We start from the raw sequence: 24,716 nt of genomic DNA, 5'->3' as shown, positions 1-24,716 counted from the left end.
TTACCTGTCAGTATGGTCCGGGATTTTACCGTGTGTTGCGCTTCAAGAACTCAAGGAAACGCGGAAAGACGTCTTTATGCACGTCTTTACCCATCAGCGTATCCTGATGTCCATATCCTTCGGCGAGAAAAAGCTCTCTCGCGCGGCCTGCGCCCGAGCTCTGCTGGCTTAGCATTTCGTGGGCGGCGACATTGGAATCGAGAAAGATGCGATTCTCTGTTCCCGTCATAAAGAGTATGGGCATGTTCAATCGGCTGAGGCCGTCTCTGTATAACGAGCGCTGTCCGTCTTGTGCCGGACGCAGAAATCCGTTTGCTACGATCTTTCTGATGTGCCTGTGATAGTTCAGCGACGTGGCGCCGAAAAGATCGCCCACGCGCTTATGCGTCTCTTCATCCATCTTTTCGTGCATGTAGCAGGCCGGCCATCCGGTCCCCCACATCATGCTGAGCATATGGCATTCGGGCACATCGCATTCGCGATGAAAGAGGCTGATCGTTTTTGCCAGAAATTTGCCAGCGGCAATGCCCGGAAGCGATGCCGCTTTCGGATTCACATGCGGAAGACGCAACACCGATTCGATCAGGAACGGGGCGAAGCGCAGTTTCATGCGCGACCAGGGATGCACGTTCAGCACCGTCGATACGCTGTTCGTGATCACCGAAGATATGCCGTCTGTATAACCACCGAGCAGCGACATGAAAAACGTAATCGAGCCCACGCAGTGTACGATGGCGTGGATGCGCGCATCGGGCCCGATCTCTTTGCGGATAGTCTTGATCGCCGCGGGAATGTCGTATCGCGCCACGTCGTCGAGCGTATAGCGATGCGGAAAGAGGTTATAGCTGTGACGCATGCTTCCTCGCCAGTCCAGAGACCAGACGTCGCCGAATCCGTTGTCATGCAGAAAGTTCACAAGGTTCTCGTGCTCGGGCATGACGAACATGTCGGTCGAGGTCGTCAGGCCGTGTGAAAGCAGAATGACGTCTTTCGACGGCTTGCGCTTGAAGCGCATCAGATGCAGGCCGAGTCCGTCCTCAGTCGAAAAAGGATGATATGTCGTCTGTGCGTCTTTAACGCCGACGAATGTGAATTGAGGGATCATTATGAGTTACTCCTGCTCTTACGAGGTTTCTGGGTCTTCTTGCGTTTCTTCTTTTTCGGGCCCGAGGCGAGGCCGCTGCCGAGATGCTTCTTCCATTCATTGCCCTTCGTCATGAGCAGGACCTTCTCGTACATCGTGCCCTCGGACTGTATACGTCGTATCAGTCTCATACGCCGTCGTCGGATGCCGTTGACGATCATGGCCTTCAGGCGGTCGCCTTCTGGCAGCATCGCATCGGGCGTAAACTCTCCTTCGTTGAAGACGTGAAGCGGATAGCATGCAAGCTTCTCGTCGAGCAAAAGCAGATTTCCGCCATGCGACTCGATGACGTCGGGCGTTTCGACGACCCATCCTCCGGAGTTATACACATCGACGCTTGCCCCGTCTTCGAGGCTTACATTTTCGCTGAAAGGCTTGTGCGTATGCCCGAAGAGAAAGCCGAGCCGCTTCACGTCGCCGATCTGATGCTTCACCGGAACGCTCAGATACCACTGCATCAGTTTACGGGAAGACTCGTTGAGCGGCTCCTTGCCCTGATGGATCTCGGTGTCAAGGATACGTCGCGTCGCTGCCCGAATGACGATGTAAACGAAAGTTCCGCGAATGGTATCCCAGAGAGAAGGCGGGTGATTCTTTGCCGACACCTGAATGGCGAAGCGATGCAGCATCTTCTCTGTCTGCGTCGGATCATGCAGCTTATTGTAGATCAGCTCAAGATCCTTGCCGGCCGGCCCCGATCGCCCGAGCGTAGACCAGAAGAAATCGATCCAGGCGAAGTTTTCGGATTCGATCTCTTCAAGCGTCTGCGGGGCGGTGCGTCCCGGAAAGATCAGATTGCGCATCTGCGAGATCTGATAGTAGATGCGCTCGGTGAAGTGCCCGTGGTGAATGACGACGGTGCGTTCGTCTGCGCTCAGCGCCAGGTTCGGATAACTGACGCGCACTTTCAGATCGGATCTCACGCGACGCAGCGTCTCTTCAAGAAGCGGCGATCGCAGGCCGTCGGCGCGATCGGCAGAGACGGTGTGAAAGGGCGGGGCGTTTTTCTTGCGACGGCGAATGTATTCCTCTTCGCGACTGAGCTCCCACATATGATGATCGTGGTTACCCGGTAAATAGAGGATTTCGGTGTCAAAGAGCGGCGTTTCGCCTTTCGGGAAGAGGGCGACGAGAAAATCTTCGAAGACGGTGAGGGCGTCGTCCAGATCGGCAAGTGCCAGTTCGAGAATATCGCCGTTTAAAACGAGCGTCGGCCGTTTGCCGGGACGGCTGTGCTTTTTCGCAAGCAGCCGCAGCGATCGGGCGAACTGCCTGAGGATTCGTGATCCGCGGCGAGCAGTTAGCCGCCCGGTCTTCTCATCCTGCGTCGGCGGCTTCATCGACGTAAAAAGCGACGAGCCTGCGCCGAAGTGCAGATCAGACATACAGATATAACGTATGGTTTTCATCATCTCACCCCTTATGCGGAAACACGTAGGTGCGCATCAGCATGCGAGCGAAAACGTAAAAGAAGTCTTTGATGGCGGCAAAGCTTCGCGGCGTCGTTTTGAGCGTCGTCATCTGCTTCATGAAATCGAAAAGGCCGATATGAAGGATGCCGGCGAAACGAGCCTCTTCAGAATCAGACGGCCAGTCGCGAAGAGCCCCTGAATAGACGCGCGTATATAGCGTCGTCGTATCGGCCCAGATGCGCAGCACCGAACCGGGGCGTATCGTTTTATAGCCGATCAGCGTGTGAAGACGTTCCGACGAATCTGCAAATACGATTCGGTAGCGCATCTCATGATGATAGGCCGACACCGGGACAAAGAGCTGAAAGCTGGCGTCATGAATCGGGCATCGCTCCCCGAAAAGAGGGCTCTGAATCCATCCATCCAGCGTGGCCGGCGTCGCCGAATCGGTTCGCAGGCGATGCGGATCGGCTACGTGGATGGTAACGTGAAACATCAAAGAGGTATCCTGACGTTTCCCTGTTTCATAAGAGCGGACGTAATCGACGCCGTCCTGCTCCGCCGAGATCGATGTGACGGCGCCCTTCATCTCTTCGGTGAAGTGCAGCGTCGGGGCGGTTTGTTTTTGTTCCATAGGGTTGGGTTGCGCCGACATTGTGAAACGGCAGCCCGCCCGGAAGCAAGAATAAAACAAAAATAAAGAAGGAAAATAATCGCTTCCCTGTGGAAAATGGATTCTGTTTCAGCTTTCGCGCATGTTTCGAAACAGATCTTCCAGTTTTTGAGGATCTTTTTCGCCAGGAGCGGACTCGACTCCAGAACTGAGATCAATGCCGGCCGCTCCGCTTTGCTTCAAGATGTCGCGCGCATTCTTCGCGTTAATGCCGCCTGCAACAAGAAACGGATAACGCACCGGCGCGAAAAGAGAGGTGTCGATCTGCTGGCCTGTTCCGCCTTTTGCAACGGGATCAAAGCGGTCGAGCACCCAGAGCGGCGAGGGCGATGTCTTCACAAAATCCAGATCGTCGATGCGCTGTGTCGGGCGCAGAACGGGAATCACAGGCGCGGCGGGAATATTTTCGCCCCTCTGTAAATCACGAAGGCGATGAATGAAGCCCGTACCCTCGGTCACCTGCAAGAAATCGAGAGAGGCCTCATGTTCGGCAAGATAGCGGCCAAGAGCAAGGATCGACAGCACGGAGTTCCCGGCAAAGACGCCCACATGGCGAATGCCCGGATGTCGCGAGCGAACGGATCGGATCATGCGGGCGGCCCGGGAACGATCAAGCCGGCGTTTGCTGAACGGCGAAAAAATCCATCCCATGAAGTCAGGATTGAACGAAGCGACAAGCATTGCATCTTCATGGCGCACGTTTCCGCAGATCTTGATCAGAGCCATGCCTCCGTTATGTAGTTGCCTTCTATCCTGTCAGTGAAATTTTCTCCGGAGCGATGCGAAACGGCGAGCAGGAGTTTCAGGACCTCGTAGCAGAGGTTGCCGTCCGGGTACGGCGGGTACTTTCTTTTGAGAATCGAAAGAACGTGCGCAGCCGGCGTCTGAAGGCAGGCCCTTTTCGCAGGCATCCCATTAACATCGTCGCTCCGCAGATGGCGCAGTACCCGTCCGCCTTTCTGTTCACGCCCGATCGCCTTGCCTCGCTTCTCTCGATGTCGGATCGCATCGAGCCCGGCTCTCTGCACACGGTGCTTCTGCTTCCGGAATACTTCGAGCTCTCGGGCCAGATTCTGTCGGCCGTTTCGCCCGATCCCGGTTTACTTGTCTTTTATCTTGCGCCGGTCAGGCTTTATCTACAGCATGCAGAGCGAGCCATCTGGACGGGAGGCGGAGCCCTTTACGAAGAGCTGTTTCGTTTTGTGGCGCGAGAATCCGACTCCCGCGCCTTTGTATTGCCCGCCGGCGTCGTAAGCGACGAGGAGCGGCGACTCATGGGGCACATCTCGGACCGGTATCAGATGACGCATCCGGTGCATCGCCAGGAGCTCCTTTCAGAGGATTGAAATGTTAGCAGATACAACGTTAAATCAGATCACGCCCGAGCTGCGCCACAGACAGGGACGCGTCGAGGCCGCCGTTTTTGGCAAGCGCGCCCTTGAACCGCTGGCCGCTATCGAAGACGCCACCGAACGCAAACACGAAGAGAAGCGCGTTCTCTCGCATTATTTCGATCTTCCCGTCGATCGCATCATCATGCTCGATCAGGTGCATGGCTTTGACTGTGTACGCGTCGGCGCCGTCGATCTTCCTTCGAGACCGCTTCTTTACGCGAAGGCCGACGCTACGATGACGACCGAAAAAGACGTGCTTCTTGTGATCCGCACGGCCGACTGTCTTCCTGTCTTCTTCCATACAGAAGGCACGTCGGGCGATGTGCTGATCGGCGCTCTGCATGCCGGATGGCGCGGCCTGACGCGCGGCATCGTCTCGCATGTTACGTCGATGGCCTATCATACGATCGATCGTGCTATGCGCATGAAGCTTGATATGTCAGAGCCGCTGCATATCTTTCCGGGGCCGTATATTCCGGGTTCGGCCTACGAGGTCGGTCCCGAGGTCGCATGCCACTTTCCGCTCACGCATCCTCAGCAGGGGGGCAAGTCGCTGCTCGATCTGTATAACAACGCACGCTGGCTGTTTGGCGAATCTCTTAAAGGAAAGAACGTCCAATACGAAGATCCGTTCGGCGTCGTCGCCGATAACGAAGGCCTGCGCGATCGCTTCTTCTCCCATCGCCGCGGCGATACGGGCCGTAATCTGAATGTGATTCGCATCACGGAGGCCGCACATGGCTGATAAGATCACGCCGGAGGATCTGGCCTACAATCGACGCGTCAAAAAGGTCGTCGTTGAAACGCTCTTCGAGGTATGCGAAACGTTTTATCTTCACTGTGTGCCGCATCCCGATCTTTATCTGGGCGGACGCGGCCTCATAGACAAAGAGAAAGAAGAAGGCATCGTGCTTGTGTTCGGCCCGTACAGCGCCCGACGCCTTGGCTGGGATGAACGCGGCATCGACTGCGACATGCATTTCGCGCGGTGGGAGCCCGTGCACATTCCGTGGGAGTGCGTGCATCGCGCCTTCGACAAACCCGGGCAGTTCCTGATGCAATGGGTAACGATGAACGTACCCGAACCGACTCTGCGTGATGCAAGCAAGCTTGATCAAGAAAAACCGGCTTCTGATGCCGAGCCCTCTGCCGATGAAAACCCGGCTCAGGAAACTCCGGAAAAAGAGCCAGAAAAAATCATAGAAGTTGACTTTACTAAACGTAAGAAGAAGTGAGTTGACCTCTGCTATCGAGCTGCCATGATCGCAGCATCATGGCAAAAAAAGCATCCTCCGATTTCGCGGAGCGCATTAAGAAATCCTATACCTTCTCGGGCGAGAGCGTTACCGTCGGCCTCGCCATGCTCGACGGTAAACCCGTCGACGGCGCACTTGTGCATCTTCCCTTACGTACGCTCAACCGCCACGGACTCATCGCCGGCGCAACAGGAACCGGTAAAACGAAAAGCCTGCAGGCCCTTGCCGGCGCACTTTCGCGCTCGGGCGTGCCCTGTCTGTTGATGGACATTAAAGGCGACCTGTCAGGCCTTGGCGCCGCCGGCGAGACCTCGGACGGCGTAAAGAAGCGGGCCGATCTGATGGGCCTCGCGTTTAAGGGGGAGGCCTATCCCGTCGAGTTTCTAACGCTTTCCGGTGAGAAGGGCGCCCGTCTTCGCGCCACCGTGTCGGAGTTCGGGCCCGTTCTTCTCGGCAAGATCCTCGAACTGAACGACGCACAGCAGTCGCTGCTTGCCGTCATCATGAAGTTCTGCGACGATCAGGGGCTTCTGCTTCTTGATCTGAAAGACTTCAAGAAGGCGCTTAACTTTGTCATGAACGAAGGCAAGGCGGAATTTGAGGCCGAATACGGTAAGGTCTCGACCGCATCGGCCGGCACCATCTTGCGCAAGATCGTCGCCCTTGAAGAGCAGGGCGCCGACATGTTCTTTGGCGAACGATCCTTCGACGTCGACGATCTCATGCGTCTGGACGATAACGGCCGCGGCGTTCTTTCTGTGGTGCGTTTAACCGACATGCAGAATCGTCCGGTGCTTTTCAGTACGTTTATGCTGCAGCTGCTCGCCGAAGTCTTCGAGAAGTTTCCCGAAGAAGGCGACGTCGAGCGTCCGAAGCTTGTGCTTTTTATCGACGAGGCGCATCTGCTTTTCAACGAAGCGAGCAAAACGCTCGTCGATCAGGTCGAAACCGTCATCAAGCTCATTCGCTCACGCGGAGTGGGCGTCATCTTCTGCACGCAGAGCCCCGACGATATTCCCGCCGCCGTGCTTTCCCAGCTGGGCATGAAGATCCAGCATGCGCTGCGCGCCTTCACCGCAAAGGACCGCAAGGCCGTCAAAACGGCCTCCGAGAACTTTCCGCTAAGCGACGACTACGAGATCGATCGCCTGATCACCGAACTCGGTATCGGCGAGGCCCTCGTCACCTGCCTCGATGAAAAGGGACGCCCGACTCCGCTTGTGCATACGATGATGGCCCCTCCGCTCTCGCGCATGGACGTGCTTTCGGATAACGAAATCGACGCTATCGTGAAGCAGTCGAAGCTTGCGAAGAAGTATAACGAGGTCGTCGATCGCCAGAGCGCCTACGAGATCCTTTCAAAGAAGGTGGAAGAGGTGGAGGCCGTGCAGCCGAAGTCCACTCGCAGCAAAACGGCAAAACCCGAGCCGACCGTGCTTGAGAAGGTCATTGAAAGCAAGATGGCCCGTGACGTCGGCCGCACGGTCGTGCGCGAACTGACGCGTGGCGTGCTGGGTGTGTTCGGGATCGGGGGACGGAGGAGAAGATAGGGCCGGGTCCACGAAAGGCGCGAAAAGCGAGCAGAGGGAAGAAGGGAGTCCACGAAAGGCACGAAAAGCGCGAAAGGGGAAGAGGAATTGAACCGCGGAGGGCTCTGAGGGCACGGAGGGAGGCATGGAAGGAGGGGGAATGGATAAGAAGAAGAAACATCGGCGCGGGGTGTCGTTGAAATCGATCGAAGCCAGAGCAAAGCGTGCAGATCTGAAGAAGACGGAGGAGACCCTTGACCGTATTCCGGGTCGCAAGCCGCTGTTAGGTGATGAGCGTCCCCATCCGGTCCTCTAAGGCAGCAATGATGAAGAAATTTATCGTAAAGAACTTTGGGCCGATCAAGCGCGCAGAGATCGAATTCGGAGACCTGACTCTTCTTGTGGGCCCGCAGGCCAGCGGAAAGAGTAGTCTGCTTCAGCTGCTCAAGCTCGCCATCGATAGAGATTATATTCGTAAGGTCCTGGAGCAGTATACGTTTGTCTGGAATAAAGACCCAACCTATAATCTGGACTACTACTTCGGCGAAGGCATGAATGCCCTCTGGAATGAAAAGACCGATGTTCAGATCGACTCTACAAAGTTCGTCCTTTCGAAAATGGCGCCGGTAAAGAACGATCAGTATAAAAACGCAGTCGAAAAGCTATTCTATATTCCGGCACAGAGAATTCTCAGTGTAGAGGATGGTCGCCCGAAATTTTTCAGCGAGTTCGATACAACGGTTCCGTTTGTTCTGCGATACTTCAGTGACAGCCTCCGGCAACTGATTCAGGGGTTTTCGGCCGAAGAAGACATGATTTTTCCTGTGAGCCGTCGTCTGAAAGACCCGCTCCGCCAATCTTTCTCAAAGAGTATCTTCCATAATGCGACTATCAAGCTTGATGCAAGATCGGGGCAAAAAAGATTCCGGCTAAGAATGAAGAATATGGATATTCCCTTTATGACCTGGAGCGCCGGTCAAAAGGAATTTATGCCGTTGCTGCTCGGCTTCTACTGGCTGTGCCCGCCGACGAAAGCGAAAAGAGATAGACTTGAGTATGTAGTAATCGAAGAGCCTGAGATGGGGCTTCATCCCAGTGCGATTCAATCCGTGATGTTGCAGATTGTCGATTTAATCGACAGGGGCTACAAGGTCATCGTTTCGACTCATTCGCCCATCCTCCTTGATTTTGCCTGGTTCTTTCAACAGATGAAAAATGAAAAGAGGGCGGTGGATTCCTATGCGGCCCTCTTTCAGGTTCCTTCAGCGCATCTGAAGCCATACGCGAGTTTCTTCAACAATGGAACAGTTAACTCTTACTTCTTCAAAGAAGGCAGCTCTGGCATTGAAGTAAAGGACATCTCTTCTCTTGCTGATTATGATGACCCTGATATTCGAGAATGGGGAAATGTCTCTTCCTTCGCCTCCCGTGCCGTAGAACTTGTGGCGGAGAGAAAAGCGAATGGTTAAAAATAAGGAAACGTTTGAAGCGGCGGTTCGAAACATAGCAGAGATCAAGGATTGTTACAGGGCGGGGCTTTCTGCCCTTGATAAGAAGCATCGTCCGCGGATTCGAGCGAAAGAAACAAGAAGTATTGAGGGAAGTCTATATCTCGATGAGTGCCTGAAAGAAGTTTATCCGGTTGCCAGCCGGTGGGATTATGCCGTGGCGTATAAGAGTCGGGTTTATTTTGCCGAAGTCCATTCCGGTTTCACATCGGATGTCAAGAAGGTTATAAAGAAACTGGAATGGTTGAAGTCGTGGTTAAGAAAGAAAGCGCCGGGCATAGATCAAAGAAAGGCCGCCAGTCCCTTTGTCTGGATTGTCGAAAACGGCGTGCATATTAAAGGAAGTTCACATGCGAGGACACTGGCTATGTCGGGAATAAGGATCGAGTCGGTATTGAACCTGGATTACGATCAGAATTGATCCATTGTGATGTTTTTATGCACTGGGATGTCAGGACGGTTCGTGCGCTGGATAAATCCTACTTCTCGCAAGTCGATATAGTGCTCGGTGCGGTGACATGGCCCAATGATCAGGATATCGCGCCGGAAACGTTGCTTGCCGGGTTGAGGCCGATCTCGACCGATAAGGGAGCTTGAGGCGGATTAAAGCGGGAAAATCGGAGTCCACGAAAGGCACGAAAAGCGCGAAAGGGGCAGAGGAATTGAACCGCGGAGGGCTCTGAGGGCGCGGAGGAGATTTTTTGTTGACTCAGGCTGGATGGTGTGTTCAGCTCTGGTCAAAATCAGAATGTGTTTAATGATTCGGCTTGTAAACGACCCGAAAACCCGGGTTTTAGTTCTGAGCGGGAAAAATGATAGACTTGGAATATTCGAACGTGATTCGTTTCCCGTTCAAGCTGAAGGGATGCAGATATGTTAGCCTCACCGCATGTTATCGCTGAAGTTGCAGACTGTGCAAGATGGGCCGATCGACTCGTTCGCGCTGATCTCATTCATGGATTTGTGGTTACGGAGAACGACTACACCTCAAATTTCACCAGCGCTTTTCGGCGCGAGATAAACAGCCGAAGGCTTCCGGGGTTGTCGGCGCATTCGCAAGTATTGACACCTTCTGTGGAGAGAAGAACCGGTACTGACGGTTGCATTGTCTTTCATAACCAATCCGTCTTTAAGGTGGGGTTATTCGAAGGGAAATGGCCACGCCTGAGCACTCATCTCAATTATTGGGATTCAATACAGAAGAGTGGGGGGAGGTCGCACTTTGATGACCAGCTTGCCAGACAGGCTGCCTTGTCAGGATACGCTATCTGGGAGATGTTTTATTCAGAAGAGCCTTACGGACCAACAAGCTGTTTCCCGATGAAGGATCTTCTTGTGTCTGGCACGATGATGCTTTCGTTAACTCCTCAAGCCGGAATCAAACATCACCCTGGACTGATGCGGAACTCTCACCACTCCTTTCGTCCAAAGGAAAGAATATCGGTCAAATTGTTACGTCAATTTGTGAATGTAAGAAAGGTAAAACGTTGCCGACAAGCCAGATGCAAGACCATCTACGGGATATCGGAATAAAGGGAAACGTCCTCGTAATCGATCTTGGTGAGGAGCCGAATATTGAGGATAAAGAAAAAGTTGTCGGGCTGTAGACCGAGGTCTTGCAGCGACTGGAGCTTTCTCTTCCAGCAAACCTTGCCGCCCCCCCTTTCCCGAACCCCCACTCAAAATCCCACGAATTCACCACTGCGGACTCGCTTGACCCTCTCCGGGGGCGGAGAAACTGGGCCTACTCCAATTGAAAGAGGTTCAGTATGATCGAGCTGAAAGGCAAAGCGGCAGTTGTAACAGGGTCGGCCCGTGGAATCGGCAAGTCTATCGCCGAGAAGCTGGCGTCTCTTGGCGCGGCCGTCGTGATCAACGATATCAGCGAAGAAACGGCGAAGAAGTCCGCCGAAGAGATCGCTGCGAAGTACGGAGTGGAAACTCTGGCATATGCCTGTGATATTTCCCAGGAAGACCAGGCCGAAGCGCTGATTGAAGCCTGTGTGAAGAAATTCGGGAAAGTAGACATCCTTGTAAATAACGCAGGTATTACCAGAGACACGCTGATGCTTCGTATGAAGAAAGAGCAGTGGGATCAGGTCATCGCCGTCAACCTGACGGGAACGTTCCTCTGCACGAAGGCGGCATTCAAGCATATGATGTCGGCTCGCAGCGGCGCCGTCGTGAATCTGTCGTCCATTGCCGGCGTGAACGGTAACCTCGGGCAGACGAACTACTCCGCATCGAAGGCGGGCGTAATCGGATTCACGAAATCCGCAGCTCTGGAAGGCGCTATGCGCGGCGTTCGCTGCAATGCGATCGCTCCGGGCTTCATCGCCACCGACATGACGGCTGCCATCCCCGACAAGATTAAGGAAGTAATGCTGAAATCCATCCCGCTTTCACGGGCCGGAACTCCGGAAGATATCGCCAACGGCGTCGCCTTCCTCGTATCAGATATGTCTTCCTACATCACGGGACAGATCCTTGAGATCAACGGCGGCGGATTCCGTCCGGCGGGTTAATGACGTAGTTGTAGAGGCCGATGTTATCTGGCTTCTATAGCGCGGGTTTTGCGTTTCGTATGTGAAATCCGTTCTCATTTGAGCCCGATGCAATGGGATTCGGTGAATATCAGTTCTGCTGCATCGGGAGTTTAATTTTTTCTGAGCCTGATTTTTTTCGAGGTTTTGCACTTGCTTAAATGATCGGGCTGATGAATTTAGCACCACCGGTGACCCCGGTAAATTTTAATACGGAGACTGGACACATGTCTGATCTGCTGGAAAAAGTAAAAAGCATCATCGCTGAGCAACTGAATGTTGATGAGGCTGAGGTAACTCCTGAGGCTCATTTCATTGACGATCTTGGCGCTGACTCGCTGGACACTGTTGAGCTGGTAATGGCTCTGGAAGAAGAATTTGGCGTTGAAATCTCTGACGAAGACGCTGAGAAAATCCAGACTGTTGGCGATGTAATCAAGTACATCGAGCAGCACAAAGGTTGATTGTTTTTTCTGGCCGATTTTCTTTCTTCTACCGTTGGTAGGTAAAAGAAAATCGGCCTTTCCTTTGCCAAAATCCGTAGAACGGAAAAAAGAAAACCGTGTTAGTTCCCAACGTTTCAGCCGGTTTACCACAACCGGACCTGGCGAGGTTGGAGCAGCTGAAAGAACTTTCCCGACGACTTGAATTCAGGTTTCGGGATTACCGACTCTATGACCTTGCTCTGACTCACAGCAGTTATTCCAACGAGCCGGGATCGCATCGGATGAATAACCAGAGACTGGAGTATTTCGGCGACTCCATCATCGGCTTCATCGTTAACGAGCATCTCTTCCTCGATTACAAGCTTTCAGAAGGCCAGATGGCGCGCATTAAATCGGCGGCCGTCTCAGAAAAGTCGTTAGCCAGCGCTGCGCGCGCCCTTCGTTTCGGCGCTTATCTGCGCATGAGCAAAGGCGAACGTAAAAGCGGCGGTTCACGTCGACCTTCCAATCTTGCCGATGCCTTTGAGGCCTTTGTCGCCGCCATCTATATCGATCGCGGTATGAAGCAGGCGAGGCAGTTTGTCGTGGGCATGCTTGATAGCCGCCTGCGCAATCTCAGCCAGTCGGGCCGTGCCCTTGATCCGAAGTCGGCGCTGCAGGAGCTCGTTCAGAAGCAGTTCCGCACGCATCCCGTCTATGAACTGGTCTCTCAGGAGGGACCCGATCATAAGCGGGAATTCGTGTATCGCGTCGTCATCGATAGCCGTGAGATCGCTCGCGGTATGGGATCGTCTCGCAAGCGTGCCGAGCGGCAGGCCGCCATCAGAGCCCTGGATCTGCTTCGAGAATAAGCTCGGAGTGGCCGGGGTTTCTGTCTTTTGCCGCGGGAGGATGTCGTGATCGATCAAGAGGCCCTGACCATTGTTCTGCCCGAGCGCCCTGAAAGGCGTTATGAGATACGTTTTGGCGAGGGCTTTGATCAGAACTTTGCCGACTTCTTCTCGCACCGGCGCTTCTCGAAGATCTTTGTCATCACAGAAGAGGCCCTGCGAGATCTCGTCTATGAGCCGCTGCATGCGGCGCTCAAGCCTCTGCATGCGCACATCCATACGGTGTTTCGTCCGTCGGGCGAATCGTCCAAGCATATCTCGCATCTCGAAGCGCTGTTCGACGACCTGATTCGCTCCGGCGCCGATCGTTCGTCGTTAGTCATCGCTGCAGGCGGAGGCGTCGTCGGCGATCTTGCCGGATTCGTGGCCTCCACGCTTCTGCGCGGCGTGGCCTTTGTGCAGGTGCCGTCCACGCTTCTTGCCATGGTCGATTCAAGCGTCGGCGGCAAGGTCGCCGTGAACGTGAATACGGGCAAAAACATGATCGGCGCCTTCTATCAGCCCGAGTTCGTCTACGGCAACCTGCATTATCTGATTACGCTGCCCGCTCGCGAATGGATCTGTGGACTGGCTGAGATGGCGAAGCATGCCTTCCTGACCGATCGCACAGAGATCTTCGACCGGCTGCTTGAAACGGCACGTCAGGCGATGACGCATGAAGGCGGATTCCGATCATTGCCTCTTTCGATCCTTAAAGATCGCATTAAAGAATCGGTTTCGGTGAAGGCCGCCGTCGTCGCCGCCGATGAAACCGAGATGGGACTGCGTGCCTCGCTCAATCTCGGCCATACGACGGCGCATGCCATCGAATCCCTCTTACAGTATAAAGGCATGACGCATGGCGAGGCCGTCAGCCGCGGCCTTGTGACCGCTCTTCTGCTGTCGCGTGATCTTGAAGGCCTGCCTGCTGAAGAGTGCGAGGCCATGTTCGAGCTCATGAAAGGCCTGGAGCTGCCCCTTGATACGGCCGGCTTTGAGGCGACCGATCTTCTTGAACACATGAAGTTCGATAAGAAGAACGAGGCAGGCACCATCCGCTTTGTTCTTTTGAAAAGACGCGGCGAGCCCGTATGGGGAGTTCCTCTTCCCGCTGAAGCCTTTCATCGTGCCTGGGCCGAGCAACGATCTCGTTTCGGTTGACTCTCGCCGGCCTTGCGCCTGTGGAACGCCGCTTTCCTGTTCGATTCGGGCTTGATTCCGGCATGACGCTGCCGATACAGGCAGTATGTCTGATGCTGCCATCCTCGTTATCAATGGTCCGAATCTGAATCTGCTCGGGCGACGCGAGCCCGAGGTCTATGGCTCGACGACGCTTGAACAGCTTGAAGAGCGGCTGCGCGAGGATGCCCGTCGCCTTGCGGTGGGCGTCGAGTTCTTCCAGTCCAATCATGAAGGGCAGATCATCGACCGCATCCATAAGGCCTTTCTTGAAGAGAAGATCGACGGAATACTCATCAATCCGGGCGGACTGACCCATACGTCGGTGGCGCTGCGGGACGCCCTGCTCGGTGTGAAGATTCCCTTCATCGAGATCCACATCAGCAACGTGCATGCCCGGGAGCCGTTCCGGCATCATTCCTATCTCAGCGATGCGGCTATTGGCGTCATCGCCGGGCTGGGCATTACGGGGTACCGTTTTGGTCTTGCCGCTCTCGTCGAACGTCTGCGCTCCCGGACGGATCTTGGCCTTTATCTGCCTGAATCGAACAGAAATTCGGATTGACGGGAAAAAAATATCGCTTACCCTAAAGTCAACGGGCTTTATTGCGATAGAGATAGTAAGATGGAACTCAAAGGCATCACAGCACCTGCGCCGAACGCCTACAGTTCTCTGTCTCCAGGGCAGAAGGCCATGCCTGTGCCCGAAGATCCGGCGTTGATTCTGCAGCGCCGCTCGGCCGAGCAGGCAAAGGCGCAGGAAGAGCGAGAGCAGAAAAGGGCGACATTGCCCGAAAAAGAGCCTGTGTCGTTTGAAGATCGTCTGAAGCAGATGATCAGCGCCGACGACATCCGACGGCTGATGTATCTTTATAGCCCGTTTGCCCGGCAGATGCTGAACGGCGACGAACGGGGCACATCCCTCAACCGACAGGCTTAGAAGCGAACCCGGTGGTCGTGTTGTAATAGAGCCAGTGTCGGGATCGCTGCTAATAGAGCATGCCGAGAGCCCGTATGGAGCATCTCTGTAGAACGCGCAAAAAGTCCGGGAATCCCCGGACTTTTTTATTGAACTGAAGATAGGCTCAGTGGATCACTTGCCGGCAAGCTCGGCCTTGCGTTCCAGCAGCGAGCGTGCGTAGCGGCTGGTAAGACCTTTCATATGCTCTTCGGTTTTCTTCAGAGCGGTGTCGATCTCAGCGGCCGTCATCTTGTTGATTTTTTTCCGCTTGGGTTCCTGATTCTCGGACATACGCATTCCAGATATTCGTTCGAGCCCGTACAGGCAACCAGAAAACGCCAGGATTATGCCGTTTCCCGCGGGCTTTTTGCCCGGGGATGGCTGTTTCGGTAGACCTCTTTCAGCCGCTCCCGTGAGACCGACGTGTAGATCTGCGTCGTCGAAAGGGAGCTGTGGCCGAGCATCTCCTGTACCTGTCGGATGTCGGCGCCGTCGTTCAAAAGATCGGTGGCAAAGGTATGCCTGAAGCGATGCGGATACAGCCGCTTGCGCAGTCCGGCGTTGCGTTCGTAGTGATTGAGAATCTCGCGCAGCCCGCGGTCGGTGAGGGCGCCTCCCCGCGCATTGACAAAGAGGGACTCGCTTTTCGGGCGCAGGCGAGGGCGCACTACCAGATATTCGGCGACGGCCCGGCGTGCCGGATCTCCGATAAAGACGACACGGTCCTTTCGGCCCTTACCTGTAATACGCATCTCAGAAACGATCTCGCCGTTATGATCGAGCACCCTGCTCGGCGAAAGTGAAAGCAGCTCAGAGACGCGCATGCCCGTTGAATAGAGCATCTCAATCATCGCCCTGTCGCGAAGCTGAAGCTCGGCGGGGCGGCTGCTCTCAGTCTCGCCTTCGGTCGTTTGCAGCAGCGAGTCCATCTCCTGCGCCGGAATAAACGACGGCAGCGATCGGTAAAACTTCGGAGCTCGCATCGTCACCGGATTCTCTTCAAGAAGGCCCTGGCGCACGAGAAGGCGATAGTAGGTTTTCAGCGCCGAGAGCTTGCGCGCCTGACTGCGCGGCGAGAGCGTGCGCATCAGACTCTGACCCGTTCCGGCGCCTGTCGCTTTATTGCGCGAGAAGTCCACTCCGCTGATCTTCGTGAAGTAGGAGCGAAGCAGGATCGTATCGACGCTCAGAGCGTCATGATCCTCCTCTTGAAGAAAGAGCAGGAAATCGAGCAGGTCATTCAGATAGGAGCGCAGCGTATGCGCCGATCCGTCCTTCTCGACCTGCAAATACATCGAGAAGCGTTCCAGAGGTTCAAGCCGATCTTCATCGAGCAAATGCAGCTTCTGCGGAGAGAGGCCAAAGTTCTTCAAGGCAGCCTTACGCGGACTCAGCTCTTCACGGATCATGCTTGATTATCGGAAGCGGCACATCAGAAATCTACAGATTCCGGGCGCAGGTTGGGGAAAGAGCGAGTGAACCGCTGAGGGCGCTGAGAGAACTGAGAAGAGAGATTTTTCGCTTGACTTTAGCTCAGAGAGAAGGCATCTTTTGACTGGAGGCTTTGCGGAGACGCATTGCCTTTTCTGTTTTTACCCAAGGAACTTAACACTCCATATCTCTGTCGGCTGCTCCTCGCCAAAGTCTCTCGTCGTTCTGTAACGAAGTCTCCGGATCTTTTCGACGAAGCCTGCAAGTTCTTCGCGTGCCGGAGCATTCATCGTTCCAAATCGCATTCCCCAGGATATGATATAGCAGGCGATGTCGGCAACCTGTATGCCTGTCGTTAAATCACTGTGGACAAAAAACGGTTCAGGAATAATCACAGAGGAACGCTCCCTACCTTTTTCTGTTTTCTTGAGATATCGGTCCATCTGTCCGATCAGGATGTGACTGCGAGATTTCTCCAGTTCGTCAAAGACGACGATGCCTTGATGAGGAAATCGATGATCCTCGATGAAGTAGAAAAAACGTTCCAGAAGATAAACGTAGTCTTTGCGCAGAAGGTTTTCATCTACAGAAAGCGGTCGCCCGGGATCAACGATACTTGCAAATACTTTGCAGCGGTATTTGAAACACAGATCCAGAAGCTGTCCGACAAAATCTATCTTCGCCTGGCCCAGCGCAGCCAGAGAGAGAGGATTGGCTCCGGCGCCATCAGACAATGCCTGGTGTGCAAGCTGCTGGCGTTGTTCGGGCAGGAACGCTTCATGTCCAGTCGCCTGTCTGTAACTCTTCCGTTTCAGGATCTTCTTACCTTTTAACTCTCTGGAGCCCGATGAATAGCGCATCCCGAAACAATCATATTCAAGCCGCTGAGCATCCTGAATAAAGTTCCAGAGGTTAACATCTTCGATCGCTATACCGCCGAGAACCTCGTACGGTGAGTCATGATGATCCTGTCCTGACTCGTCGAGAAAGAGAAAATAGGCCATAGAATATCGTATTGCAACCTCGACTGATCAAAACAGGCCGTTCCGACTGATCAACTTCTTTTCCGCTAATTTTTCCACACGCTGAGCAAATCCGTCAGCGAGTGAAAGACGCGAACCTATATTCACGAAACTCAACGGAGATTCGTGAGAGTAACGGGTGACTCGCTAAATTCCAGCAATCTCAAAACGCACCCTATGGTTTTCTTTCGCGCTTTTCGCGTATTTCGCGGTTAGACAACTCTTCCTCTTTTCTTTCTTCCTCCGTGCCTCCGTGGTTATTCTTTCTTCCCACGCTATCTCTCACTGAAAGAGCCAGAAGAGTTTGAACCACGGAGGTCACTGAGGGCACGGAGAGGAGTGATCATTCCTCAAAATCGAATTCGATGGGAGCAATAAAGACATCTCTCTCTAAGAACGATTCCTTTATGGCCGATTGTAACGCCGGCAGATCCTGGGTTCGTGCAACGAATTCTTCAGCCCCGTAGTAGTTATGAAAAACGAACAACTGATTCATGGCCTCTGTGCTATGGTGCTTCGCTGAATCAAACTGCACTTCATTTCGTATCGTAACGGTATAATCGAGGTCGCCTTGTATATCTTGAACAGGCACACGCCTCAGCATTGCTCGAAACAACAGGGCGCTGATTTCCGTTTTCTTACTGAACGAACTGTAGCGGCTGTAATGCCTTGATCTGAATCGCGAGCGGTTACGACAGGACATTCGATCGGTCAAACCGGCTCCTCTCCCCCATATTTCTTGCCATGAACCTGATAATTCGATGCTTGAATGCCTGTTCGTTAATTTTATCAAAATCGATGCCAGTATTTCTTCGAAATAGTCGTCAACATCCATTGGGTCTATAGGTATGGACTCCCTTACGATTGGATCGAATTCTGATTGATATAGACCATAATAAATAAGCCCTCCCTTTTTCTCACAAGAGGTAATTGATGAAAATTTAATCGCATCCATAAGTCGTCCCTTTGGTGGAGCAGGGTTTTTTCGCGCCTTTCGTGTATTTCCTGGACAAAAAAACTCTGCGCTCTCTCTCCGTGCCTCCGTGGTCATTTCTTCTTCTCCGGGTATATGCCACGGAAAGAACCCGAAGATTCTGAACCACGGAGGTCACTGAGGGCACGGAGCGGAGGGGGAGGGCTCATAGCGAAGTACTACTCGTCTCTAACATACTTAATCCAGTAATAAATATACGGGAAAAAACAGAGCACTGGAGACATGAGCCAGAAAAGCCTGGAGATCATGGTTAGCTTTTTATTGCGAAGGATGTGGACCCCGTAGTAAAGGCCTGCGACAGCAAAAGATATAAATGCGACGGGCAATCCTATGAAGGCAATCGGACTGAGGACAACGTCCAGAACAGAGTTTCTTTTACCAATAAGGCCCATTGCTACAAGCATTGCAAGCCACCATACAATTATAAGCACATTGGCCAGTAGAGCTACATACTTCAACGCGATATCCTTGCCTGCCAGAAAAGTTTTTTCAAAATGAGATGCAACATGGAAAGGGCTACGATAATCCGTAAAGTCCTTCTTCCCGATGGACCGGAAGCGGCAACAGGTGAACCGCGAAATTCCAGTAATCGCAAACCACCCTATGGTTTTTTTCGCGCCTTTCGTGTATTTCGTGGACAAAAAACCTCTGCTCTCTCATCCTCCGTGCCTCCGTGGTCATCTCTTCTTCTCAAGCCAGTAGCTCGGGCATGGGAAAGCGGCGCGCCTCGTTTACGATCCATTCGCGCAGCTCGATGGGTTCGATCACTTCGAGAAAAGGTGCGTAGGCGCGCAGATGCCAGCGAAAGAACTCAAGCGACGACGTTTTTACTGAAGCGGTGATCGTATCGTTATGCTCTCCCTCGATATAGAAAGAGAACTCTCGCTTTAAAGCAGGCAGCACCGAGCGCGGAAAGCGGAAGCGAATCGTCAGATCGGGCTCTGAAGAGCGGGCTTTGCGAACGGCTTCAAGGTCGTCGGGCGCCGGATTCTGCCGGGCTTCTTTCTGGACGGTGAGCTTGACGATGCGATCCAGGCGAAAGATGCGCGACTCGCCTTTGCCTCTGTCGAATCCGAAAAGATATTTCGATCGATTGTATTCGTTCAAGAACCAGGGATCAACAAGACGCTCCGCTTCTTCGGGCCCGTCGGAGTTGCTGTAAAGCAGCCTGACGGCCCGATCTCCGCCTAATGCTTCTTCGATGCGGGAGCGGAACTCCGTTTCGGGGCCGGCCTCGATAAAATGCACGGGCACGGCGCCGAGGCTTTCCATCAGGCGAATGCGCTCCGTTTCGGGTAACGCCCCGTTTGCCGTCATCGCCCGATCGGCGTCTATCAGCGAGCGAAGAAGCGACCATTCCTGCGGCGTCAGTGAAAGCGGCCGGTCGATTTCAGGATCGGAATGCAGAAAGACCGTATCATGCCTGATCTCTACGTCGAAAAGATCGGCGGGGCTGTAGGGCGGAGTGCCCAGCATCGTCATCGCCTCAATATCTTCGATCAGATCCTTTTTCTTCGCATATCCGCCAAGCTCCATCAACTCGGCGATGGGCATGGAGCGCCGCTGCACAAGCACGGGCAGAATGCGAAAGATCTGTTGCAGCTCTTCAATGGTGCTCATGGTTTGATAACTCCTCGCTCGATTCCGCCTCGCTGGCTGATTCGACTCATCGCTCGGCTCCGCCTCGCGCTTCGATTCCCTCTAAGAATTTCTGGAAGCGATCGCGCATCGCTGCCGGACCCATTGCCGTGACGGCATGCGGATGCTTGAACATCCAGAAGAACAAAGCGTCGGGGTTAGCCGTGACGATGTCGCGCAGATTCTGACCGGATCGTTTTCTCTGTCCGGGCGGAAGCTCTCTGATGAAATGATCGAAGCGGTCGATATGATCGGCATGCAGGCGAAGCTGAACGGCCTGTAACGACTCACGCCGCAGATTCAGCGGATGCGGCTTCATATACTGAATGATCTCGGGAGGATGCGAATCGATGCTGCTGCTCTGGATCTCGGGCGATGTGATGCGATCGATCTGGAACATGCGATATCCGCGGGCCGCTTCGCAGTAAGCCGTCAGATACCACATGCGGCGATAGATGTTAAGAGCAAGCGGCTGCACAAGACGATCTTTGCTTCCGCCTGCGCTTTCATAGACCATCTTGATCTTGCGACGATCCATCATCGCATCCTGAAGCGTGCGCAGCACTGCATCGGGGACGGGCCGGTCACCACGAAACAGCGGATCGGTCTGCACGCCAGGATCGACGGCTTCGACGCTGCTGTCGGTCTCATTATAAAAGAGCTTCAGATAGAGAGAGCGACAGAGGGCATGTTCGGCGCTTCCTCTTTCGGTGGCGTTCATGTGACGCAGGATCAGGCCCATCAGGTAGGATCGCTGCGCCTCGCTGAGCTTCAGTTCGCGCATGAGCGTGCGGGCCGTCGCCGCCGGCACATACACCCGGTCCTCGTCGTTGGCCGCCGCTCCGGAAAGATCGAGCTCCAGGTGAAGGCCCAGTTTTTTCAGGGCCTCGCGATCACGCTGAAACTTCTTGCGATTGGCCTCTTCTTCGCCGCGATAGGCCTCGGTCATATACGAGCGCACTTCGGCAAAGCTCAGTCCGCGCGGATGATTTAAAAAGAGCAGGAAGAGCTTGCCGATACGCTCCTGCGATTTCATGGCATCGGAGGTGGCGGCGCTTTCAGGCATATCCCTGCATCGAATTTTTCGGTAGAAGATCAAGTCTTTTCGCAAACGATTTTTTCGCTTCACGCTGAGGGCGCAGAGGGCAGCGAGAGAACGGAAATGATGAGATCGCCGAACCTCCGATTCTCATGCTGAACAAGAAAATCGCTGGATCGCTGCGCCCGATTCTGAAAGATCTGCCCTGCGTATGCTCAGCAATGCGAAGGCCCTCGAATACATTTACCGCGTAACGGCAGGCAAGCATGCCGGCACCGTCTGCCAGGATGCGACGATCAACGGTCGACCTGCCCTTGAAATCCTGCCGACCGACGGTCGTCATAAACGGACCGTGATCTGCGTTCACGGCATGAGCGTGCGCGGATACCGTGATCCGCGCATCATTAACGTGGGACATGCCCTGGCCGCCATGGGCTACAGGTCGGTTATTCCTTCCTATCCTGAGATCCAGGATCTGCGTATTGATCCCACCTCCTCTGATCGCATCGCCGACGATATCGGTCGGCTGGCCGACGAATCGGGTTATCCGGTCGGCCTTTTTACGGCGTCGTTTTCGGGGGGCCTCTCTTTGATTGCCGCCGCAAAACCTTCCGTTGCCGACCGTGTTTCGGCGATGCTCGTCGTCGGGTCCTATGCGCACGTCGATTCCACTCTCGATTTCTTTCTTCACCGGGAGAAGATGGATCCTTACGGCCTGTTTATCATTCTGAAAAACTTTCTGCCGTTCTTGAATGAGCCCGAAGCGCTGCTCATGGCCTTTGATACGGCTGCCAGAGACGACGGATTCCAACGTACCGAAAGGGAGCTGGGCCCGTATCTGCAATCGCAGCCCGAATCAATTCGCGAGCTTTACAGACGCTATATCGAAGACGGCGCCTTCAGGCTGCAGCAATGGCAGAAGATCAACAGTATTCCCGAGGCCCTGCATATCTTTGAGAGCATGGACGTATTGCGCGTCGCAAAGGGCTTGAAGGCCGCTCTCTGTCTCTTGCATGGAGCGCACGATATCGTCATTCCGCCTGAGGAGTCGCTGCTTCTTAAAAAGACGCTTGAAAGGCAGGTGCCGCTTTCGTTAACCATCACCTCGATCATCGATCATGGCAACGTAAAGGTCGGGCTGTCGATGGCCCGTGAGATGGTATCGCTCATTCAAACCTTCGCCCTGTTTTTTCGCAGCCTTGACGGCGCTTCGAGATTGACGAAGCCTGATTGATTTTGCTTGAAGCCGCTTTTGCTTCGCATCAGTGCCAGTTCGCATCAGGGGGCCGCTTTGCCGGGGTGCCCTTGATCTCAGCCGTTTCTCTGAAGGCGCCTGGCAGGGTGCGGACGTTCGCCGGTTTTCTTGAAATGCAGATAATCTTCGATGATGCGACGATGGTCGAAGACAAACGTGCGCTCAAGCAGCTGCTCGGCTGATACAGTAAAGGCATCGGCTGCGTCGTCGCTGCCTTCGGGGATGCCGTCGCAGTGAGCGATGAAGACCGTGCTCATCGTATGTTTGCGCGGATCACGAGCCGGATCAGAATACACATACAGCAGCTCGTCAAGCTCGATCGCAAGGCCGGTCTCTTCCATCGCCTCGCGCACGGCCGCATGCTCCACCGTCTCGCCCTCGTCGACAAAGCCTCCGGGAAGGGCGAAACCGACGGGCTTATGGGCGCGCTCGATAAGAACGATACCGGTTGGCGTTTCGATGATGACATCAACGGTCGGCGTGGGATTGCGGAACTGCATGCACGTTCCTGCATCACAATCCATGCCCGGTCAAGAGGAAAATCTGTCTTTCTGGATGCGCGACGAGGCGAGCGATGATTTTCTCGTATTTCGCAATCCGCAACGCATCTTCTATGTTACGGACGATCGAAGCGAGCTGCTTCAGGCCCTTGATATCTTGCATTCCCTGCACTCCGTGAAAGATCCGGATTCCGGGCGGTCTCATCAATCCGCTATATCGGGCCGCTACTTCGCAGGGGCCGTCGCCTATGATGCGTGTAAGCTGTTAGATCCTTCGCTGAATGCTGCCGCTACCGAGCCTGTATTGGTTGGTGGCCTGTTTGACGAGCCGCAGCGCCTATCATCGGCCAAGCTTCTTTCGGTTTATGAAGGTCCGTTATGGCCCGTTCGCTCGATAAGACTGGAGCGATCCCGTCGCGCAATCTACGACTCGATCGAAGCGATACGCGAGAAGATTCGTGCCGGTTCGGTTTACCAGGCTAACTATACGTTTCCGGTTTTGTTCTCTTATGACGGAGATCCTGCAGCTCTTTTTGCATGCCTTTATAAAGAACAGCCGGCCGCTTTTGCATCGGCGCTTTTTTACAGGCGCGGCGATCTGAATCTTGCCCTGCTTTCCCTTTCACCGGAGCTTTTCTTTCGCCTGAGTGACCGCGATATACAATGCCGGCCCATGAAAGGTACGGCGCCGAGGACGGGCGATAGCGCCACCGATCGTCACGCCGTCGCCTATTTGAAGAGCAGCGATAAGGAAAGAGCAGAGAATGCGATGATCGTCGATCTGATCCGGAACGATCTGGGGCGTATCTGCGAGTTCGGCTCCGTCGAGGTGAACGATCTTTTTCGCGTACATGAGTTGCCGACGGTCTTTCAGATGACGACCGACGTGAAGGGTCGCCTGAAAGATGGTCTGTCGCAATCCGATATCTTTCGTTCTCTTTTTCCATGCGGGTCGGTTACGGGCGCTCCGAAGCGAGCGGCGATCGAACTGCTGCATGCGCTCGAAGGCAAGGGCCGCGGCTTTTACACCGGCACGCTTGGCTGGACGAACGGGGCGAGCAGTCGCTGGAATGTGGCCATTCGTACGGCGCAGATCGTCAACGGAGAGGGTTCGATTTCAATCGGCAGCGGCATCACCTATGATTCCGATCCTCGTGCGGAGTTTCGTGAATGCCTGGGCAAGCTTGCCTTCTTTCGCCGGGCCGTGGGCCTCCGAAGTGAAGACGATAGTGATCTCGATCTCATCGATTCTCCCTCCGATGATCGCTCCGGTGATTTCTATCTCTACGAAACGATTCTATTTCGGGCAGGATCGCACGGCTACTGGATGCTCGAAAGTCATCTACGGCGTCTGCATCGCTCCGCTCGTTACTTTGGCCTGCCCTGTTCGATGGTGCGCATCCGAAGACAGTTAAAGCGACTTGAGTATCTGCTGCAGCGTGTCGCTTCAGGAAATAAACCGATTCGCGTGCATCTGCGTTTGCTACGAAGCGGACGCATAAAGATCATTTTGCATGAGCTCAAAGACTCGAAGCGCAACGTTACGATTGAGTTTTGTAGAGCGCCTGCGCTATCCGTTCTGCCTTTCTTGAATCATAAGACATCGACGGGACGGGCCTTTTATGAACGTCACAAAGCCGGGGCGGCCGATGATTGTCTTTTTATTAACGAAAGGGACGAGATCACCGAGACGAGTATTTATACGGTTTTCTGTTTTATAGACGGGCGATGGATAACACCGCCGCTCCGTTCCGGTGTTCTGGGCGGGGTGATGAGAGAGAGGCTGTTGGAAAGAGGCCGAATTGTTGAGGCCTGTATAACGGCCGATGACGTGAGGCGTGCATCGGCCATCGTTCTTGCGAATTCTGTGAGGGGTTTGCGCAGGGCGGTTTTGATCGAGAAAGCAGACTGAACGGTCTTGAT

General features: G+C 54.2%; 27 protein-coding genes. 15 read left to right on the top strand and 12 right to left on the bottom strand.

Features of this window, described 5'->3' with window-relative positions; genetic code table 11:
* Positions 1–25 precede the first annotated feature (25 nt).
* The 4 genes from LEPIL_RS04305 to LEPIL_RS21610 form a co-directional block, all read right to left on the bottom strand.
* Positions 26–1,105 carry an alpha/beta hydrolase gene (locus LEPIL_RS04305; RefSeq protein WP_002770324.1) on the bottom strand — a complete coding sequence of 360 codons (1,080 nt, stop codon included), beginning with the start codon at positions 1,103–1,105 and terminating at the stop codon, positions 26–28.
* Entirely contained in the window at positions 1,105–2,556 is a 1,452-nt protein-coding gene (locus LEPIL_RS04300; RefSeq protein WP_002770322.1) for a metallophosphoesterase, read from the bottom strand. Before LEPIL_RS04300 ends, LEPIL_RS04305 begins: the two co-directional genes overlap by 1 nt.
* Position 2,557: 1 nt before the next feature.
* Positions 2,558–3,190 carry a hypothetical protein gene (locus LEPIL_RS04295; RefSeq protein WP_040918294.1) on the bottom strand — a complete coding sequence of 211 codons (633 nt, stop codon included), beginning with the start codon at positions 3,188–3,190 and terminating at the stop codon, positions 2,558–2,560.
* A gap of 108 nt (positions 3,191–3,298) precedes the next feature.
* Positions 3,299–3,955 carry a phosphoribosylanthranilate isomerase gene (locus LEPIL_RS21610; RefSeq protein WP_002770319.1) on the bottom strand — a complete coding sequence of 219 codons (657 nt, stop codon included), beginning with the start codon at positions 3,953–3,955 and terminating at the stop codon, positions 3,299–3,301.
* A 53-nt stretch (positions 3,956–4,008) separates the two neighbouring features.
* Between LEPIL_RS21610 and LEPIL_RS04285 the strand changes: the two genes are divergently transcribed.
* From LEPIL_RS04285 to LEPIL_RS04230, 13 genes are all read left to right on the top strand, one after another.
* On the top strand, positions 4,009–4,575 hold the full coding sequence (locus LEPIL_RS04285) for a hypothetical protein (protein ID WP_002770317.1): 567 nt from the start codon (positions 4,009–4,011) through the stop codon (positions 4,573–4,575).
* Between the two features lies 1 nt (position 4,576).
* Entirely contained in the window at positions 4,577–5,368 is a 792-nt protein-coding gene (locus tag LEPIL_RS04280) for a purine nucleoside phosphorylase YfiH/LACC1 family protein (protein ID WP_002770314.1), read from the top strand.
* Positions 5,361–5,858: a hypothetical protein gene (locus LEPIL_RS21605; protein WP_002770310.1), complete on the top strand. Its 498-nt coding sequence runs from the start codon at positions 5,361–5,363 to the stop codon at positions 5,856–5,858. Before LEPIL_RS04280 ends, LEPIL_RS21605 begins: the two co-directional genes overlap by 8 nt.
* 38 nt (positions 5,859–5,896) lie before the next feature.
* Positions 5,897–7,429: a helicase HerA-like domain-containing protein gene (locus LEPIL_RS04270; RefSeq protein ID WP_002770308.1), complete on the top strand. Its 1,533-nt coding sequence runs from the start codon at positions 5,897–5,899 to the stop codon at positions 7,427–7,429.
* 139 nt (positions 7,430–7,568) lie between these two features.
* Complete coding sequence (locus tag LEPIL_RS23325; RefSeq protein ID WP_002770307.1) at positions 7,569–7,724, top strand: hypothetical protein; 156 nt, start codon at positions 7,569–7,571, stop codon at positions 7,722–7,724.
* Entirely contained in the window at positions 7,699–8,877 is a 1,179-nt protein-coding gene (locus LEPIL_RS04265; RefSeq protein ID WP_078123286.1) for an AAA family ATPase, read from the top strand. Before LEPIL_RS23325 ends, LEPIL_RS04265 begins: the two co-directional genes overlap by 26 nt.
* A complete protein-coding gene (locus LEPIL_RS04260) occupies positions 8,870–9,337 on the top strand; it encodes a hypothetical protein (protein ID WP_002770305.1) in 468 nt (155 codons plus the stop codon). Before LEPIL_RS04265 ends, LEPIL_RS04260 begins: the two co-directional genes overlap by 8 nt.
* A gap of 1,348 nt (positions 9,338–10,685) precedes the next feature.
* Positions 10,686–11,441, top strand: coding sequence for a 3-oxoacyl-ACP reductase FabG (fabG, locus tag LEPIL_RS04255; protein ID WP_002770299.1), 756 nt, complete (start codon positions 10,686–10,688; stop codon positions 11,439–11,441).
* 245 nt (positions 11,442–11,686) lie between these two features.
* Positions 11,687–11,923 carry an acyl carrier protein gene (acpP, locus tag LEPIL_RS04250; protein WP_002770298.1) on the top strand — a complete coding sequence of 79 codons (237 nt, stop codon included), beginning with the start codon at positions 11,687–11,689 and terminating at the stop codon, positions 11,921–11,923.
* A 98-nt stretch (positions 11,924–12,021) separates the two neighbouring features.
* Positions 12,022–12,756: a ribonuclease III gene (rnc, locus tag LEPIL_RS04245; RefSeq protein ID WP_002770291.1), complete on the top strand. Its 735-nt coding sequence runs from the start codon at positions 12,022–12,024 to the stop codon at positions 12,754–12,756.
* A gap of 45 nt (positions 12,757–12,801) precedes the next feature.
* Positions 12,802–13,935, top strand: a complete 1,134-nt coding sequence (gene aroB / locus LEPIL_RS04240) for a 3-dehydroquinate synthase (RefSeq protein WP_002770289.1) — start codon at positions 12,802–12,804, stop codon at positions 13,933–13,935.
* Positions 13,936–14,020: 85 nt separating this feature from the next.
* A complete protein-coding gene (gene aroQ, locus LEPIL_RS04235; protein WP_002770287.1) occupies positions 14,021–14,518 on the top strand; it encodes a type II 3-dehydroquinate dehydratase in 498 nt (165 codons plus the stop codon).
* 60 nt (positions 14,519–14,578) lie between these two features.
* A complete protein-coding gene (locus tag LEPIL_RS04230; RefSeq protein WP_002770285.1) occupies positions 14,579–14,893 on the top strand; it encodes a hypothetical protein in 315 nt (104 codons plus the stop codon).
* Between the two features lie 153 nt (positions 14,894–15,046).
* Here the strand turns inward: LEPIL_RS04230 and LEPIL_RS23655 are convergent, their stop codons facing one another.
* The 7 genes from LEPIL_RS23655 to LEPIL_RS21600 all read right to left on the bottom strand — a co-directional run bounded on the left by LEPIL_RS23655 (position 15,047) and on the right by LEPIL_RS21600 (position 21,065).
* Positions 15,047–15,205: a hypothetical protein gene (locus LEPIL_RS23655; RefSeq protein ID WP_002770283.1), complete on the bottom strand. Its 159-nt coding sequence runs from the start codon at positions 15,203–15,205 to the stop codon at positions 15,047–15,049.
* 53 nt (positions 15,206–15,258) lie between these two features.
* Positions 15,259–16,323 carry a tyrosine-type recombinase/integrase gene (locus LEPIL_RS04225; protein ID WP_002770281.1) on the bottom strand — a complete coding sequence of 355 codons (1,065 nt, stop codon included), beginning with the start codon at positions 16,321–16,323 and terminating at the stop codon, positions 15,259–15,261.
* A gap of 183 nt (positions 16,324–16,506) precedes the next feature.
* Positions 16,507–17,349 carry a DUF3800 domain-containing protein gene (locus LEPIL_RS04220; protein WP_002770279.1) on the bottom strand — a complete coding sequence of 281 codons (843 nt, stop codon included), beginning with the start codon at positions 17,347–17,349 and terminating at the stop codon, positions 16,507–16,509.
* 361 nt (positions 17,350–17,710) lie between these two features.
* On the bottom strand, positions 17,711–18,418 hold the full coding sequence (locus LEPIL_RS04215) for a hypothetical protein (protein ID WP_002770277.1): 708 nt from the start codon (positions 18,416–18,418) through the stop codon (positions 17,711–17,713).
* Between the two features lie 101 nt (positions 18,419–18,519).
* Positions 18,520–19,002, bottom strand: a complete 483-nt coding sequence (locus tag LEPIL_RS04210) for a hypothetical protein (RefSeq protein ID WP_040918292.1) — start codon at positions 19,000–19,002, stop codon at positions 18,520–18,522.
* Between the two features lie 49 nt (positions 19,003–19,051).
* Entirely contained in the window at positions 19,052–19,981 is a 930-nt protein-coding gene (locus tag LEPIL_RS04205; RefSeq protein WP_002770266.1) for a helix-turn-helix transcriptional regulator, read from the bottom strand.
* Positions 19,982–20,027: 46 nt separating this feature from the next.
* Positions 20,028–21,065: a helix-turn-helix transcriptional regulator gene (locus LEPIL_RS21600; protein ID WP_002770264.1), complete on the bottom strand. Its 1,038-nt coding sequence runs from the start codon at positions 21,063–21,065 to the stop codon at positions 20,028–20,030.
* Between the two features lie 184 nt (positions 21,066–21,249).
* Here LEPIL_RS21600 and LEPIL_RS04190 point away from each other — a divergent pair, with 184 nt between their 5' ends.
* On the top strand, positions 21,250–22,272 hold the full coding sequence (locus LEPIL_RS04190) for an alpha/beta hydrolase family protein (RefSeq protein ID WP_002770262.1): 1,023 nt from the start codon (positions 21,250–21,252) through the stop codon (positions 22,270–22,272).
* 77 nt (positions 22,273–22,349) lie between these two features.
* Here LEPIL_RS04190 and LEPIL_RS04185 read toward each other — a convergent pair whose 3' ends face one another.
* Positions 22,350–22,793, bottom strand: a complete 444-nt coding sequence (locus LEPIL_RS04185) for an NUDIX domain-containing protein (protein ID WP_002770255.1) — start codon at positions 22,791–22,793, stop codon at positions 22,350–22,352.
* Between LEPIL_RS04185 and LEPIL_RS04180 the strand changes: the two genes are divergently transcribed.
* Positions 22,792–24,705 (top strand): chorismate-binding protein, encoded by a 1,914-nt coding sequence (locus LEPIL_RS04180; protein ID WP_169314795.1) that lies wholly within the window; start codon positions 22,792–22,794, stop codon positions 24,703–24,705. The genes LEPIL_RS04185 and LEPIL_RS04180 overlap by 2 nt on opposite strands.
* Positions 24,706–24,716 lie beyond the last annotated feature (11 nt).

The organism is Leptonema illini DSM 21528 (assembly GCF_000243335.1).
In the GTDB taxonomy this organism is placed as follows: domain Bacteria; phylum Spirochaetota; class Leptospiria; order Leptospirales; family Leptonemataceae; genus Leptonema; species Leptonema illini.
Note: the sequence above shows the minus strand (reverse complement) of the source record. Positions and strands in the feature narration are given on the sequence as shown.

Coding starts and splice junctions, on each gene's coding strand:
- aroQ (WP_002770287.1), top strand. CDS start 14,021: ATGTCTGATGCTGCCATCCTCGTTATCAATGGTCCGAATCTGAATCTG.
- LEPIL_RS04300 (WP_002770322.1), bottom strand. CDS start 2,556: ATGATGAAAACCATACGTTATATCTGTATGTCTGATCTGCACTTCGGC.
- LEPIL_RS04220 (WP_002770279.1), bottom strand. CDS start 17,349: ATGGCCTATTTTCTCTTTCTCGACGAGTCAGGACAGGATCATCATGAC.
- acpP (WP_002770298.1), top strand. CDS start 11,687: ATGTCTGATCTGCTGGAAAAAGTAAAAAGCATCATCGCTGAGCAACTG.
- LEPIL_RS04185 (WP_002770255.1), bottom strand. CDS start 22,793: ATGCAGTTCCGCAATCCCACGCCGACCGTTGATGTCATCATCGAAACG.
- LEPIL_RS04180 (WP_169314795.1), top strand. CDS start 22,792: ATGCACGTTCCTGCATCACAATCCATGCCCGGTCAAGAGGAAAATCTG.
- LEPIL_RS04205 (WP_002770266.1), bottom strand. CDS start 19,981: ATGAGCACCATTGAAGAGCTGCAACAGATCTTTCGCATTCTGCCCGTG.
- LEPIL_RS21605 (WP_002770310.1), top strand. CDS start 5,361: ATGGCTGATAAGATCACGCCGGAGGATCTGGCCTACAATCGACGCGTC.
- LEPIL_RS04270 (WP_002770308.1), top strand. CDS start 5,897: ATGGCAAAAAAAGCATCCTCCGATTTCGCGGAGCGCATTAAGAAATCC.
- LEPIL_RS21610 (WP_002770319.1), bottom strand. CDS start 3,955: ATGGCTCTGATCAAGATCTGCGGAAACGTGCGCCATGAAGATGCAATG.
- LEPIL_RS04280 (WP_002770314.1), top strand. CDS start 4,577: ATGTTAGCAGATACAACGTTAAATCAGATCACGCCCGAGCTGCGCCAC.
- LEPIL_RS04215 (WP_002770277.1), bottom strand. CDS start 18,418: ATGACCACGGAGGCACGGAGAGAGAGCGCAGAGTTTTTTTGTCCAGGA.
- LEPIL_RS21600 (WP_002770264.1), bottom strand. CDS start 21,065: ATGCCTGAAAGCGCCGCCACCTCCGATGCCATGAAATCGCAGGAGCGT.
- LEPIL_RS04260 (WP_002770305.1), top strand. CDS start 8,870: ATGGTTAAAAATAAGGAAACGTTTGAAGCGGCGGTTCGAAACATAGCA.
- LEPIL_RS23655 (WP_002770283.1), bottom strand. CDS start 15,205: ATGTCCGAGAATCAGGAACCCAAGCGGAAAAAAATCAACAAGATGACG.
- LEPIL_RS04285 (WP_002770317.1), top strand. CDS start 4,009: ATGCGAAACGGCGAGCAGGAGTTTCAGGACCTCGTAGCAGAGGTTGCC.
- LEPIL_RS04230 (WP_002770285.1), top strand. CDS start 14,579: ATGGAACTCAAAGGCATCACAGCACCTGCGCCGAACGCCTACAGTTCT.
- LEPIL_RS04265 (WP_078123286.1), top strand. CDS start 7,699: ATGAGCGTCCCCATCCGGTCCTCTAAGGCAGCAATGATGAAGAAATTT.
- LEPIL_RS04190 (WP_002770262.1), top strand. CDS start 21,250: ATGCTCAGCAATGCGAAGGCCCTCGAATACATTTACCGCGTAACGGCA.
- LEPIL_RS04295 (WP_040918294.1), bottom strand. CDS start 3,190: ATGGAACAAAAACAAACCGCCCCGACGCTGCACTTCACCGAAGAGATG.
- LEPIL_RS23325 (WP_002770307.1), top strand. CDS start 7,569: ATGGATAAGAAGAAGAAACATCGGCGCGGGGTGTCGTTGAAATCGATC.
- LEPIL_RS04305 (WP_002770324.1), bottom strand. CDS start 1,105: ATGATCCCTCAATTCACATTCGTCGGCGTTAAAGACGCACAGACGACA.
- fabG (WP_002770299.1), top strand. CDS start 10,686: ATGATCGAGCTGAAAGGCAAAGCGGCAGTTGTAACAGGGTCGGCCCGT.
- LEPIL_RS04225 (WP_002770281.1), bottom strand. CDS start 16,323: ATGATCCGTGAAGAGCTGAGTCCGCGTAAGGCTGCCTTGAAGAACTTT.